Below are 12,669 nucleotides of genomic sequence, written 5' to 3'. Positions count from 1 at the left end.
CTGCAGGCAAAGCTGGCGCGACTTTTGCTGTACCTTCGCCATTGAACGTTTAAGATGCCCTGCAGCGGAGACGCTTACATGCCTGTTGCTTCCAACCCTTTGCTCCAGCCCGGTGTCGCGGCCAAGCCGACGCGGGCTGCGGCCAGCCAGCCGGACGCGTTGTTGCAGAACGCCAAAGACAAGTCGCAAGGCTTCTCCAAGGTCTATGCGCAGCAGTCCCGCAGCCCGGAGCAGGCCACTGCCGCCAGCGGCAAGGACAAGCAGGCAGTTGCCGACAGCGGCAAGAATTTGCCTGAAGACAAGGACGATGCTGTCGAAGACGCGGCGTCTGGCGTCGATCCGACCGCGCTCGACCCCAAGCTCGTCGCCGGCCAGGTAACCGATGCCCAGCCCGGGTCGCAGTTGATCCAGGCTCAGGCCGAGGCGGTGGCGCCGGTCGTGCAGGCGGCACAGTTGCAGGCCCAGGTGGGTGTGGCGCCCGAGGCAGGTGAAGCGCTGCCTTTCGACCCTGACGCCGATCCGCTGGCGGACATGCCAGCCTTGCGCATGGCCCTTGAGCAGAGCGCCCAGGCCCAGGGCACCACCTCGGCCCATGCCGCAGGCAAGGCGACGCAGGCCGATGCTTCCGCGCAGCCGGTCGCCAATGCCCTGGCGGCGCTGGTGGACGAGGCGGGCGCCGATGCCGAGCAGGGCGAGCCCGGCGACAAGGCCTTTTCTGCGCTGCTCGATGACGGCCTCAAAGACCTCAAGAGCTCTGCCAGCGATACCCGTGTGGATAACTTCGCCGAACGCTTGAGCGCCCTGAGCCAGGCCGCCACGGCAAAGCCCGGCAACCCTACCGTAGCGCCTGCGCCATTGCACCAACCCTTGGCGATGAACCAGGGCGGCTGGACCGAAGGGCTGGTCAACCGCGTCATGTACCTCTCCAGCCAAAGCCTCAAATCTGCCGATATCCAGCTTGAGCCCGCCGAGTTGGGGCGCCTGGATATCCGCGTACACCTGGCGCCCGAGCAGCAGGCGCAGATCACCTTTACCAGTGGTCATGTGGGGGTGCGTGAGGCCCTGGAAAACCAGGTGCATCGGCTCAAAGAGATGTTCGCCCAGCAAGGCTTGGGGCAACCGGACGTCAATGTCGCCGATCAGTCCCGTGGACAGCAGCAGGGCAATCCTGACTCGCCGCGCCTGAGTGGCGTGGCGGCGCGGCGTAATGAGGCGGGTGAAGTCGCCGCGGCGACCGCGCCGGTCGAGCAGCAAGTGGTCATCGGCTCGAGCGCCGTCGACTACTACGCCTGAAACCTACAGTCAGTTGGCATAACACTTGCTCAACCCACGCCATGTGACTGAATTCTCCGATGAATGACGGAATATTGGCATGGCGAAGAGCGACGCAGAGAAAGACCCCGCCGCAAAAGGCAAACTCAAGCTGATCCTGCTGCTGGTGCTGGCATTGCTGCTGGCCGTCGGGCTGTCGGTGGGGGCCACCTGGTTCTTCCTGAACAAGAGCCAGAGCGAGCCGCAAGCCGATCCCGCGCTAGCCGGCAATCTCAAGCCAGCAGCGATCTACGAGCCATTGACGCCAGCCTTCGTGGTCAACTTCAACCAGAACGGTCGCCAGCGCTACATGCAGGTGAGTATCACTCTGCAGGGCCGCGATCAGGCGGCCCTGGATGCGCTCAAGGTGCATATGCCGGTCATCCGCAACAACCTGGTGATGCTGTTCTCAGGCCAGGGATTCGACACCCTGGCCAGCCCCGTGGGCCAGGAAATGCTACGCCAGAAGGCGACCGTCAGCGTTCAGGAAGTGGCGCAGAAAGAAGTCGGCAAGCCGGTCGTGGACCAGCTGCTGTTCACCAATTTCGTATTGCAGTAGGAGCCCCCGATGGCCGTGCAGGACCTGCTGTCCCAGGATGAAATCGATGCCTTGTTGCATGGCGTCGACGATGGCTTGGTGCAAACCGAGACCAACGCTGAACCGGGTAGCGTCAAAAGTTATGACCTGACCAGCCAGGATCGCATCGTCCGCGGACGGATGCCGACCCTGGAGATGATCAACGAGCGTTTTGCCCGTTACACCCGCATCAGCATGTTCAACCTGCTGCGTCGCTCCGCCGACGTGGCGGTGGGTGGCGTGCAGGTGATGAAGTTCGGCGAGTACGTGCATTCGCTGTACGTGCCGACCAGCCTGAACCTGGTGAAAATCAAGCCGCTGCGTGGCACTTCGTTGTTCATCCTCGACGCCAAGCTGGTGTTCAAGCTGGTGGACAACTTCTTTGGTGGTGACGGGCGTCACGCCAAGATCGAGGGCCGCGAGTTCACCCCGACCGAACTGCGCGTGGTGCGCATGGTGCTCGACCAGGCCTTCGTCGACCTCAAGGAGGCCTGGCAGGCGATCATGCCGGTGAACTTCGAGTACATGAACTCGGAGGTCAACCCGGCCATGGCCAACATTGTCGGCCCGAGCGAGGCGGTGGTGGTGTCGACCTTCCACATCGAGCTCGACGGCGGTGGCGGCGACCTGCACGTGACCATGCCGTACTCGATGATCGAACCGGTGCGCGAAATGCTCGACGCGGGCTTCCAGTCCGACCTGGATGACCAGGACGAACGCTGGATCAAGGCCCTGCGTGAAGACGTGCTGGACGTCAGCGTGCCGCTCAGCGCCACGGTCGCCCGGCGTCAGCTCAAACTGCGCGACATCCTGCACATGCAGCCCGGTGACGTGATTCCGGTCGAGCTTCCCGACGAACTGGTGTTGCGGGCCAACGGCGTGCCGTCGTTCAAGGCCAAGCTGGGTTCGCACAAGGGCACCCTGGCCCTGCAGATCATCGATCCGATCGAGCGCCGCTGAGCGGCGCCTATGTTTCAAACTCCGAATTGATTGCCCGTCGAGGACAAAATGGCTAACGAAAACGACATCACCTCCGCGGAGGACCAGGCCCTGGCCGATGAGTGGGCTGCGGCCCTTGAAGAAACCGGCGACGCCGGCCAGGCCGATATCGATGCCTTGCTGGCCGCCGACAGCGCCAGCAGCGGCTCGGGTTCCAACCGCCTGCCCATGGAAGAATTCGGCAGCTCGCCGCGCAGCAACGAGCCGGTGAGCCTGGAAGGCCCGAACCTGGATGTGATCCTGGACATTCCGGTGAGCATCTCCATGGAAGTGGGCAGCACCGAGATCAATATCCGTAACCTGCTGCAGCTCAACCAGGGCTCGGTGATCGAGCTCGACCGCCTGGCCGGTGAGCCGCTCGATGTACTGGTCAACGGCACGCTGATCGCCCATGGCGAAGTGGTGGTGGTCAACGAAAAGTTCGGTATTCGCCTGACTGACGTGATCAGCCCAAGCGAACGCATCAAGAAGCTGCGCTGAGTGAAGGCCGTGATGCGGGCCGCGCTGGCCCTGGGGGCGGGTTTATACCTGAACGTCAGCCTGGCGGTGCAGCCACCGGCGGCGGCTGCGGCCACGGCGGGCGGTGGCAGTGTCGTCGGCCAGTTGGCACAGCTGGTGCTGGGGTTGTTGCTGGTGGTGGGGTTGATCCTGCTGCTGGCCTGGCTGTTGCGCCGGGTGCAGAACGCAGCGCCGGGCAGCCAGCAGGTCATCGAGGTGCTCGGCAGCCGCTCGCTGGGGCCGCGCGACCGCCTGGTGCTGGTGCAGGTGGGCAACGAGCAGATCCTGCTGGGCCACACCCCGGGTTCCATCGAGGCATTGCACGTACTCAAGGAACCGGTAGCAGTGCCGGCCTCCGCCCGCCCGGCCACCCCCGAATTCGCCCAGCGCCTGCTGGAATTGATGGGCAAGGATCAGAAGGACAAGTCGTAATGGGTGCCTGGCGTATTGTATTGACCCTTGCGCTGATGCTGGCGGCGCCCCTGGCGTTGGCTGCCGATCCGTTGTCGATTCCGGCGATCACCCTGTCCAGCGGTGCCGACGGGCAGCAGGAATACTCGGTAAGCCTGCAGATCCTGCTGATCATGACGGCGCTGAGCTTCATTCCAGCATTCGTCATTCTGATGACCAGCTTCACCCGCATCATCATTGTCTTTTCTATCCTGCGTCAGGCCCTGGGCCTGCAGCAGACGCCGTCGAACCAGATTCTCACGGGCATGGCGCTGTTCCTGACCCTGTTCATCATGGCGCCGGTATTCGACCGCGTTAACAAGGACGCCCTGCAGCCCTACCTCAACGAGCAGATGGTGGCCCAGGAAGCGATCGCCAAGGCCCAGGTGCCACTCAAGGACTTCATGCTCGCGCAGACGCGCCAGAGCGACCTGGACCTGTTCATGCGCCTGTCCAAGCGCACCGACATCGCCAGCCCCGACCAGGCGCCGCTGACCATCCTGGTACCGGCCTTTGTCACCTCCGAGCTCAAGACTGCGTTCCAGATCGGTTTCATGATCTTCATTCCCTTCCTGATCATCGACCTGGTGGTGGCCAGTGTGCTGATGGCCATGGGCATGATGATGCTGTCGCCGCTGATCATCTCCCTGCCGTTCAAGATCATGCTGTTTGTGCTGGTGGACGGCTGGGCCTTGATCATGGGCACGCTGGCCGGCAGTTTCGGTGGCGTCTGACGCCTCTAGGAGAAGTAGCCCATGACCCCTGAAGTCGCCGTCGACCTGTTTCGCGATGCGCTCTGGCTGACCACCCTGATGGTCGCCGTGCTGGTAGTGCCGAGCCTGCTGGTTGGCCTGATCGTGGCGATGTTCCAGGCCGCCACCCAGATCAACGAACAGACCCTGAGCTTCCTGCCGCGCCTGTTGGTCATGCTGATCACCTTGATCGTGGCCGGGCCGTGGCTGGTGCAGAAGTTCATGGAATACATGCTGTCGCTGTACGGCAGCATCCCGCAGCTGATCGGTTGAGCCGGGCATGCTGGAGCTGACCGACACGCAGATCGGCACCTGGGTGGCCAGTTTCATCCTGCCGTTGTTTCGCGTGGCCGCCGTGCTGATGACCATGCCGGTGTTCGGCACCACCTTGGTGTCGGCGCGGATTCGCCTGTACTTCGCCGTGGCCATCACGGTCGTTATCGTTCCCGCCTTGCCGCCGTTGCCTGAGGTACACGCCCTGGACCTCAGCGCGTTGTTGCTGATTGCCGAGCAGGTGATCATCGGCGCGTTGCTGGGCATGTCGTTGCAGTTGCTGTTCCAGGTGTTCGTGGTGGCCGGGCAGATTGTCGCGATCCAGATGGGCATGGGCTTTGCCTCCATGGTCGACCCGGCCAACGGCGTCAACGTGGCGGTGATCAGCCAGTTCCTGACTATGCTGGTGACCCTGCTTTTCCTGGCCATGAACGGCCACCTGGTGGTGTTCGAAGTGCTGACCGAGAGCTTCACCACGTTGCCCATCGGTGGTGGCTTGCTGGTCAATCACTTCTGGGACCTGGCAGGGCGCCTGGGTTGGGTATTTGGCGCGGCCTTGCTGCTGGTGCTGCCGGTGATCACCGCCTTGCTGGTGGTCAACATCGCCTTCGGCGTCATGACCCGTGCCGCGCCGCAGTTGAACATTTTCTCCATCGGTTTCCCGCTGACCCTGGTCATGGGCATGGGTATTTTCTGGGTCGGCCTGGCCGACGTACTTCCTCACTACCAGGCGCTGGCCAGCGAAGCTTTGCAGTGGCTGCGTGAACTGGCACGGGCGCGCTGAGCATGGCAGAGAGCGAAAGCGGTCAGGACAAGACAGAAGACCCCACCGAGAAACGCAAGAAGGACTCGCGCGAGAAAGGTGAGATCGCCCGTTCCAAGGAACTCAACACCGTAGCCGTGACCCTGGCAGGCGCGGGTGGTCTGTTGGCGTTTGGCGCAGGCCTGGCGGAAACCCTGATGGAGCTCATGCGGATCAATTTCAGTCTCTCGCGGGAGGTGCTGATCGATGAGCGCTCGATGGGCATCTTCCTGATGGCCTCGGGGAAAATGGCCTTGCTGGCCACCCAGCCGGTGCTGCTGGTGTTGCTGCTGGCGGCGATCATCGGCCCTATCTCGCTGGGTGGCTGGCTGTTTGCCGGCGGCACCCTGGCGCCCAAGTTCAGTCGCATGAACCCGCTGGCCGGCATCAAGCGGATGTTCTCCATGCATGCCCTGGTCGAGCTGCTCAAGGCCCTTGCCAAGTTCTTCGTGATCCTGATCGTGGCGGTGGTGGTGCTGGCCTCTGATCGTGACGACCTGTTGTCCATCGCCAATGAGCCCATCGAGCAGGCGATTATCCACAGCGTGCAGGTGGTGGGCTGGAGTGCCCTGTGGATGGCAGCGGGGCTGTTGCTGATCGCCGCGGTGGATGCGCCGTTCCAGTTGTGGCAGTCGCTGAAGAAACTGAAGATGACCAAGCAGGAAGTGCGCGACGAGTACAAGGACAGCGAGGGCAAGCCTGAAGTCAAACAGCGTATTCGCCAGTTGCAGCGCGAGATGTCGCAGCGCCGGATGATGGCGGCGGTGCCTGAGGCGGACGTGATCATTACCAACCCGACCCACTACGCCGTGGCGCTCAAATACGACCCGGAGAAGGGCGCAGCGCCACTGTTACTGGCCAAGGGCACGGATTTCCTGGCCCTGAAGATTCGCGAGATCGGCCAGGAGCACAACATCCAGTTGCTCGAATCGCCGGCGCTGGCGCGTTCGATCTACTACTCCACCGAACTTGAGCAGGAAATCCCTGCCGGCTTGTACCTGGCGGTGGCCCAGGTGCTGGCCTATGTCTACCAGATCCGCCAGTACCGGGCGGGCAAGGGCAAGCCGCCGGAGCCGCTCAAGGACCTGCCGATCCCGCCGGACCTGCGCCGCGATTCCTGATCTTTCGTGGTGATAGGAGCGCGACTGCTGCGCAGTCGATTGCGGCCTCGTTCCTCGGCAGCGGCTACAGATTGCAGGCTTGGCTCGCGTAGCCGCTGGCGGGAGCCTGTGATCGGCTGCGCAGCGGTCGCGGTCCAGCTCCTGGTGCATTAATCCCCGGTATTTCGAAAGTTGGAAAGCTTCTTGCAAAGGCAGCGCTGCGCGCGTCATTTCGCGTCAAAGTTTTGCTTGAGCTAACGAGGAATACCGGTGGATCGCTCTCAGTTAATCAACAGTGCCCGCAACAACCTGGCCGGCCTCGGCCGGGGCAATCTGGGTGTGCCGCTGTTGCTGCTGGTGATGCTGGCAATGATGATGTTGCCGATCCCGCCGTTCCTGCTCGACGTGTTTTTCACCTTCAACATCGCCCTGTCGATCGTGGTCCTGCTGGTCTGTGTCTACGCCCTGCGCCCGCTGGACTTCGCCGCCTTCCCGACCATCCTGCTGGTGGCCACCTTGCTGCGCCTGGCCCTGAACGTGGCGTCCACGCGCGTGGTGATGCTCCACGGCCACGACGGCCATGCCGCCGCCGGTAAGGTGATCCAGGCCTTTGGCGAGGTGGTGATCGGCGGCAACTATGTGGTCGGTATCGTGGTGTTCGCGATCCTGATGATCATCAACTTCGTGGTGGTGACCAAGGGTGCCGGGCGTATTTCCGAGGTGAGCGCACGCTTTACCCTCGATGCCATGCCAGGTAAGCAGATGGCCATCGACGCCGACCTCAACGCCGGCCTGATCGATCAGAACCAGGCCAAGGCGCGGCGTTCGGAAGTGGCTCAGGAGGCCGAGTTCTACGGTTCAATGGACGGTGCCAGCAAATTCGTGCGCGGTGATGCCATCGCCGGCCTGCTGATCCTGTTCATCAACCTGATTGGCGGCATGCTGGTCGGTATGTTCCAGCACGGCATGACGTTCGGCGACGCTGGCAAGGTCTATGCGCTGTTGACGATTGGTGACGGTTTGGTGGCGCAGTTGCCGTCGCTGTTGCTGTCTACCGCGGCTGCGATCATGGTGACCCGTGCCTCCGGCTCCGAGGACATGGGCAAGCAGATCAATCGGCAGATGTTCGATTCGCCCAAGGCGCTGGGTGTGTCGGCGGGCTTGATGATTGTCATGGGCCTGGTGCCGGGCATGCCGCATGTTGCCTTCCTCAGCCTGGGCCTGCTGGCCGCCGGCGGTGCCTACCTGGTGTGGCGCAAGCAGAACCAGGTCAAGCTCAAGGCCCAGGAAGAAGTGCAGCGCCAGCAAGACCTGTTGCCATCGCCACAGCGTGCCGCCGATACCAAGGAGTTGGGGTGGGATGATGTCACGCCCATCGACATGATCGGCCTGGAAGTGGGCTACCGGCTGATCCCCCTGGTGGATCGCAACCAGGGTGGGCAATTGCTGGCGCGGATCAAGGGCGTGCGCAAGAAGCTCTCCCAGGACCTGGGCTTTCTGATGCCCACGGTTCACATCCGCGACAACCTGGACCTGGCGCCCAGTGCCTATCGCCTGACCCTGATGGGGGTGATCCTGGCCGAGGCCGAGATCTACCCGGACCGTGAGCTTGCGATCAACCCGGGGCAGGTGTTCGGCACCCTCAACGGCATTGCCGCCCGCGACCCGGCCTTCGGCCTGGAGGCGGTGTGGATCGACGTCGGCCAACGCAGCCAGGCGCAGTCGCTGGGCTACACCGTGGTGGATGCCAGTACCGTAGTCGCCACCCACCTCAACCAGATTCTGCACAAGCACTGCCATGAGTTGATCGGCCACGAAGAGGTCCAGCAACTGTTGCAGGTGCTGGCCAAGGCATCGCCTAAACTTGCCGAGGAACTGGTGCCGGGTGTCATTTCATTGTCGGGTCTGCTCAAGGTGCTGCAGGCGCTGCTTGCCGAGCAGGTGCCGGTACGTGATATCCGCAGCATTGCCGAGGCCATCGCCAATAATGCCGGCAAGAGTCAAGATACCGCCGCGTTGGTGGCAGTGGTGCGCGTCGGATTGTGTCGCGCCATCGTGCAAAGCATTGTCGGCGTTGAGTCCGAGCTGCCTGTGATCACCCTGGAGCCAAGGTTGGAACAGATTTTGCTCAATAGTCTGCAAAGGGCCGGGCAAGGTCAGGAAGACGGTGTTCTTCTTGAACCGAGCATGGCTGAAAAGCTTCAGCGTTCGTTGATCGAGGCTGCCCAGCGTCAAGAGATGCAGGGGCAGCCGGCGATCCTGCTGGTCGCAGGACCGGTACGTGCAATGCTGTCGCGCTTTGGTCGCCTGGCTGTACCGAATTTGCATGTTTTGGCGTATCAGGAAATACCTGACAACAAGCAAGTTACCATCGTTGCCACAGTAGGCCCCAACGGCTGAGGTAGTGGGTTATGCAAGTTAAGCGTTTTTTCGCTGCCGATATGCGTCAAGCCATGAAGCTGGTTCGAGATGAGCTGGGGGCTGATGCCGCCATCATCGGCAACCGACGGATTGCTGGCGGTGTCGAGCTGACGGCTGCGCTGGACTACAAGCTGTCTGCCCTGGCGCCACGGGTTCCGAATGTGGAACTGGAAGATGAACTGCGCAAGACGCAGTCGCGAATTGTCACGGCCCAGGCCGAGCTCAGTACCCGCAACGACAGCGACGATGCCAACCGCCAGCTGTTCGCCGGCCTGCCGCTGACCGCCTCCGAGCCGCTGGTCGACACGCACGTGGATGAGCCGGTCGCGCCGCAGGTACCTGCGCCGGCACCGGTCGACCCGCGCCTGTTCGATGCCATGCGCTCGGAACTCAATGGGTTGCGTGAATTGCTCGAAGTGCAGTTGGGTTCGCTTGCCTGGAGCCAGCTGCAGGGCAGCCAGCCACAGCAGGCCAACCTCTGGCGGCGCCTGCAGCGCATTGGCCTGACCGGCCCGATTGCTCGTGAGCTGCTCGACCAGATCGCCGGTATCGACGAACCGCGCCATGCCTGGCGCATGCTGCTGGCGCACCTGGCGCGGCGTATCCATGTGCCGGAAGTCGAGCCGATCGAAGAGGGCGGCGTCATTGCCATGGTCGGCCCGGCCGGCATGGGCAAGACCACCACTCTGGCCAAGCTGGCGGCGCGCTATGTGCTCAAGTACGGCGCGCAGAACATGGCCCTGGTGAGCATGGACAGTTTCCGTATTGGCGCGCAGGAGCAGCTCAAGACCCTGGGCCGCATCCTCAACGTCTCGGTAACCCACGTCGACCCCGGCCAATCGCTGGCCCAGGCGCTGGAGCCGCTGCTGCGCAAGCGAGTGATCCTGATTGACACCGCCGGCCTGCAGGCCAGTGACCCGGCCCTGCGCATGCAGCTTGAAACCCTTGCCGGACGCGGCATTGCGGCCAAGAATTACCTGGTGCTGGCGACGACCAGCCAGAAGCAGGTGCTCACTGCCGCCTATCACAGCTACAAGCGCTGTGGGCTGGCCGGGTGCATCCTGACCAAGCTTGATGAAACGGCCAGCCTCGGCGAAGTCCTGAGCCTGGCCATCAGTCATGAATTGCCAGTGGCCTATCTAACCGATGGGCCGCGCATTCCTGACGATCTGCACTTGCCGCGTCGCCACCAGCTGGTGAGCCGTGCGGTCAGCGTGCAGATGCAGGAGGAGCCCAGCGAAGAGGCGATGGCCGATATGTTCGCTGATCTCTACCACAGCCACGGCAAGCGTGTTGGCTGAGGTGATTGTGAAGACGTTGCAAAGTATCTGCATTGATGGTCTGCCATGCATTTTTCAGGTGTTGAAAGCGCAGCCGGCTATGTGGCCTCGGTCTAAGCAAGACAAGGTATTGAACAAACATGGGTAGCATGCATCCCGTACAGGTAATCGCCGTAACAGGCGGTAAAGGTGGCGTCGGCAAGACCAATGTGTCGGTGAACCTGTCGTTGGCGTTGGCAGAGCTTGGCCGTCGGGTCATGCTGCTGGACGCCGACCTGGGCCTGGCCAATGTCGACGTCCTGCTGGGGCTTACTCCCAAGCGGACCCTGGCTGACGTCATCGAAGGCCGCTGTGAATTGCGCGACGTGCTGTTGCAGGGGCCGGGCGGTGTGCGCATCGTACCGGCCGCCTCTGGCACACAGAGCATGGTGCACCTGGCACCGGCACAGCACGCAGGCCTGATCCAGGCGTTCAGCGAACTGGGTGACAACCTCGATGTGTTGGTGATCGACACCGCTGCGGGTATCGGTGACTCGGTGGTCAGTTTTGTCCGCGCCGCGCAGGAAGTGCTGCTGGTGGTGTGCGACGAGCCGACCTCGATCACCGACGCCTACGCGCTGATCAAGCTGCTCAATCGCGATTACGGCATGAACCGTTTCCGCGTGCTGGCCAATATGGCGCAGAGTCCGCAGGAAGGTCGCAACCTGTTCGCCAAGTTGACCAAGGTCACGGATCGCTTCCTGGACGTGGCCCTACAATACGTCGGCGCCGTTCCGTACGACGAATGCGTGCGCAAGGCGGTGCAAAAGCAGCGTGCGGTCTATGAAGCCTTCCCGCGTTCCAAGTGCGCGCTGGCATTCAAGGCCATTGCCCAGAAAGTCGACACCTGGCCGTTGCCGGCCAACCCGCGGGGTCACCTGGAGTTTTTCGTCGAGCGCCTGGTGCAGCCGACGAGCGCGGGCCCTGTGCTATGAGCGCCAGCGGATATCGGATGTACAGCAAGGCATCGCGAGATGCCCAGTATGAGTTGATCGAGCGTTATGCGCCGTTGGTCAAGCGCATCGCCTATCACCTGCTGGCGCGTCTGCCGGCCAGTGTGCAGGTGGAGGATCTGATCCAGGCCGGCATGATCGGCCTGCTCGAGGTGTCCAACAAGTACGACGCCAGCAAGGGTGCCAGTTTCGAGACCTACGCCGGCATCCGAATCCGCGGCGCAATGTTGGACGAAGTGCGTAAAGGGGACTGGGCGCCACGTTCGGTTCACCGCAACACCCGTATGGTCAGCGACGCGATTCGCGCAATTGAAGCAAAAACCGGTCGTGACGCTAAAGATCACGAGGTTGCTGCCGAACTTCAATTGAGTCTCGATGATTACTACGGGATCTTGAATGACACCCTGGGCAGTCGCCTGTTCAGTTTCGACGACCTGTTGCAGGACGGCGAACACGAAGGCCTGCACGAGGATGGCGCCAGTGCCCAGCTCGAGCCGTCGCGCGACCTGGAAGACGAGCGTTTCCAGGCAGCCTTGGCCGACGCCATCGCCAACCTGCCGGAACGTGAGCGTCTGGTCCTGGCCCTGTACTACGACGAAGAGCTGAACCTCAAGGAAATCGGTGAGGTCCTGGGGGTCAGCGAGTCACGTGTCAGCCAGTTGCACAGCCAGTGTGCAGCGCGTTTGCGCAGTCGCCTGGGAGAATGGCGAGCGCGTTGAACGCAGGTTCAATGCAGTCGCGAAATGTAGTGCCCGAATTGATTGAATGCGCGTTCTGCGCTGAGCGCGTTAAAGACTGCTTGGAGGTCTAATTGAACAAAGACATGAAAATCCTCATCGTCGACGATTTCTCGACGATGCGGCGGATCATCAAGAACCTGCTGCGTGACCTGGGCTTCACCAACACCCAGGAAGCTGACGACGGCAACACCGCATTGCCGATGCTCGAAAGCGGCCATTTCGACTTTCTCGTGACCGACTGGAACATGCCTGGCATGTCCGGCATCGACCTGCTGCGCAAAGTGCGCGCCGACGAGCGCCTCAAGCACCTGCCGGTGCTGATGGTCACCGCCGAGGCCAAGCGCGAGCAGATCATCGAAGCGGCCCAGGCCGGCGTCAACGGCTATGTGGTCAAGCCTTTCACGGCCCAGGTGCTGAAAGAAAAGATCGAGAAGATCTTCGAGCGCGTCAACAGCTGAAGACACGCCACGGGGG

General features: G+C 62.4%; 14 protein-coding genes. All 14 read left to right on the top strand.

Translation table 11 applies throughout. From position 1 onward, the window contains the following. Nucleotides 1-78: 78 nt before the first annotated feature. The 14 genes from H621_RS0122255 (at nt 79) to H621_RS0122190 (ending at nt 12,653) form a co-directional block, all read left to right on the top strand. The gene (locus H621_RS0122255) at nt 79-1,293 is read left to right on the top strand and encodes a flagellar hook-length control protein FliK (protein ID WP_028945487.1); all 1,215 of its coding nucleotides are present in this window, start codon (nt 79-81) and stop codon (nt 1,291-1,293) included. 79 nt (nt 1,294-1,372) lie between these two features. Next, the gene (gene fliL, locus H621_RS0122250; protein WP_028945486.1) at nt 1,373-1,870 is read left to right on the top strand and encodes a flagellar basal body-associated protein FliL; all 498 of its coding nucleotides are present in this window, start codon (nt 1,373-1,375) and stop codon (nt 1,868-1,870) included. 9 nt (nt 1,871-1,879) lie between these two features. Continuing rightward, nucleotides 1,880-2,848 (top strand): flagellar motor switch protein FliM, encoded by a 969-nt coding sequence (gene fliM, locus H621_RS0122245; protein WP_028945485.1) that lies wholly within the window; start codon nt 1,880-1,882, stop codon nt 2,846-2,848. Nucleotides 2,849-2,896: 48 nt separating this feature from the next. Next, the gene (gene fliN, locus H621_RS0122240) at nt 2,897-3,367 is read left to right on the top strand and encodes a flagellar motor switch protein FliN (protein WP_028945484.1); all 471 of its coding nucleotides are present in this window, start codon (nt 2,897-2,899) and stop codon (nt 3,365-3,367) included. Further along, on the top strand, nt 3,368-3,817 hold the full coding sequence (gene fliO / locus H621_RS0122235; RefSeq protein WP_028945483.1) for a flagellar biosynthetic protein FliO: 450 nt from the start codon (nt 3,368-3,370) through the stop codon (nt 3,815-3,817). Beyond that, nucleotides 3,817-4,569 (top strand): flagellar type III secretion system pore protein FliP, encoded by a 753-nt coding sequence (gene fliP, locus H621_RS0122230; RefSeq protein WP_028945482.1) that lies wholly within the window; start codon nt 3,817-3,819, stop codon nt 4,567-4,569. Before fliO ends, fliP begins: the two co-directional genes overlap by 1 nt. A gap of 21 nt (nt 4,570-4,590) precedes the next feature. After that, entirely contained in the window at nt 4,591-4,860 is a 270-nt protein-coding gene (gene fliQ / locus H621_RS0122225) for a flagellar biosynthesis protein FliQ (RefSeq protein WP_028945481.1), read from the top strand. 7 nt (nt 4,861-4,867) lie between these two features. Further along, a complete protein-coding gene (gene fliR, locus H621_RS0122220; protein ID WP_028945480.1) occupies nt 4,868-5,644 on the top strand; it encodes a flagellar biosynthetic protein FliR in 777 nt (258 codons plus the stop codon). A gap of 2 nt (nt 5,645-5,646) precedes the next feature. Beyond that, nucleotides 5,647-6,783 (top strand): flagellar biosynthesis protein FlhB, encoded by a 1,137-nt coding sequence (gene flhB, locus H621_RS0122215; RefSeq protein WP_028945479.1) that lies wholly within the window; start codon nt 5,647-5,649, stop codon nt 6,781-6,783. A gap of 249 nt (nt 6,784-7,032) precedes the next feature. Next, nucleotides 7,033-9,162 (top strand): flagellar biosynthesis protein FlhA, encoded by a 2,130-nt coding sequence (gene flhA, locus H621_RS0122210; RefSeq protein ID WP_028945478.1) that lies wholly within the window; start codon nt 7,033-7,035, stop codon nt 9,160-9,162. Nucleotides 9,163-9,173: 11 nt separating this feature from the next. Beyond that, nucleotides 9,174-10,484 (top strand): flagellar biosynthesis GTPase FlhF, encoded by a 1,311-nt coding sequence (gene flhF, locus H621_RS0122205; protein WP_028945477.1) that lies wholly within the window; start codon nt 9,174-9,176, stop codon nt 10,482-10,484. 119 nt (nt 10,485-10,603) lie between these two features. Then, complete coding sequence (fleN, locus tag H621_RS0122200; RefSeq protein ID WP_028945476.1) at nt 10,604-11,437, top strand: flagellar synthesis regulator FleN; 834 nt, start codon at nt 10,604-10,606, stop codon at nt 11,435-11,437. Further along, entirely contained in the window at nt 11,434-12,174 is a 741-nt protein-coding gene (gene fliA, locus H621_RS0122195) for an RNA polymerase sigma factor FliA (protein ID WP_028945475.1), read from the top strand. Before fleN ends, fliA begins: the two co-directional genes overlap by 4 nt. A gap of 104 nt (nt 12,175-12,278) precedes the next feature. After that, nucleotides 12,279-12,653, top strand: coding sequence for a chemotaxis response regulator CheY (locus H621_RS0122190; protein WP_036990294.1), 375 nt, complete (start codon nt 12,279-12,281; stop codon nt 12,651-12,653). The last annotated feature ends 16 nt before the right edge of the window (nt 12,654-12,669 follow it).

The sequence above is a fragment of the Pseudomonas vranovensis DSM 16006 genome (assembly GCF_000425805.1).
In the GTDB taxonomy this organism is placed as follows: Bacteria; Pseudomonadota; Gammaproteobacteria; order Pseudomonadales; family Pseudomonadaceae; genus Aquipseudomonas; species Aquipseudomonas vranovensis.
The sequence above is the reverse complement of the archived record's forward strand: the minus strand, read 5'-3'. Positions and strand labels throughout refer to the sequence as shown.

Coding starts and splice junctions, on each gene's coding strand:
- H621_RS0122255 (WP_028945487.1), top strand. CDS start 79: ATGCCTGTTGCTTCCAACCCTTTGCTCCAGCCCGGTGTCGCGGCCAAG.
- fliL (WP_028945486.1), top strand. CDS start 1,373: ATGGCGAAGAGCGACGCAGAGAAAGACCCCGCCGCAAAAGGCAAACTC.
- fliM (WP_028945485.1), top strand. CDS start 1,880: ATGGCCGTGCAGGACCTGCTGTCCCAGGATGAAATCGATGCCTTGTTG.
- fliN (WP_028945484.1), top strand. CDS start 2,897: ATGGCTAACGAAAACGACATCACCTCCGCGGAGGACCAGGCCCTGGCC.
- fliP (WP_028945482.1), top strand. CDS start 3,817: ATGGGTGCCTGGCGTATTGTATTGACCCTTGCGCTGATGCTGGCGGCG.
- fliQ (WP_028945481.1), top strand. CDS start 4,591: ATGACCCCTGAAGTCGCCGTCGACCTGTTTCGCGATGCGCTCTGGCTG.
- fliR (WP_028945480.1), top strand. CDS start 4,868: ATGCTGGAGCTGACCGACACGCAGATCGGCACCTGGGTGGCCAGTTTC.
- flhB (WP_028945479.1), top strand. CDS start 5,647: ATGGCAGAGAGCGAAAGCGGTCAGGACAAGACAGAAGACCCCACCGAG.
- flhF (WP_028945477.1), top strand. CDS start 9,174: ATGCAAGTTAAGCGTTTTTTCGCTGCCGATATGCGTCAAGCCATGAAG.
- fleN (WP_028945476.1), top strand. CDS start 10,604: ATGGGTAGCATGCATCCCGTACAGGTAATCGCCGTAACAGGCGGTAAA.
- fliA (WP_028945475.1), top strand. CDS start 11,434: ATGAGCGCCAGCGGATATCGGATGTACAGCAAGGCATCGCGAGATGCC.
- H621_RS0122190 (WP_036990294.1), top strand. CDS start 12,279: ATGAAAATCCTCATCGTCGACGATTTCTCGACGATGCGGCGGATCATC.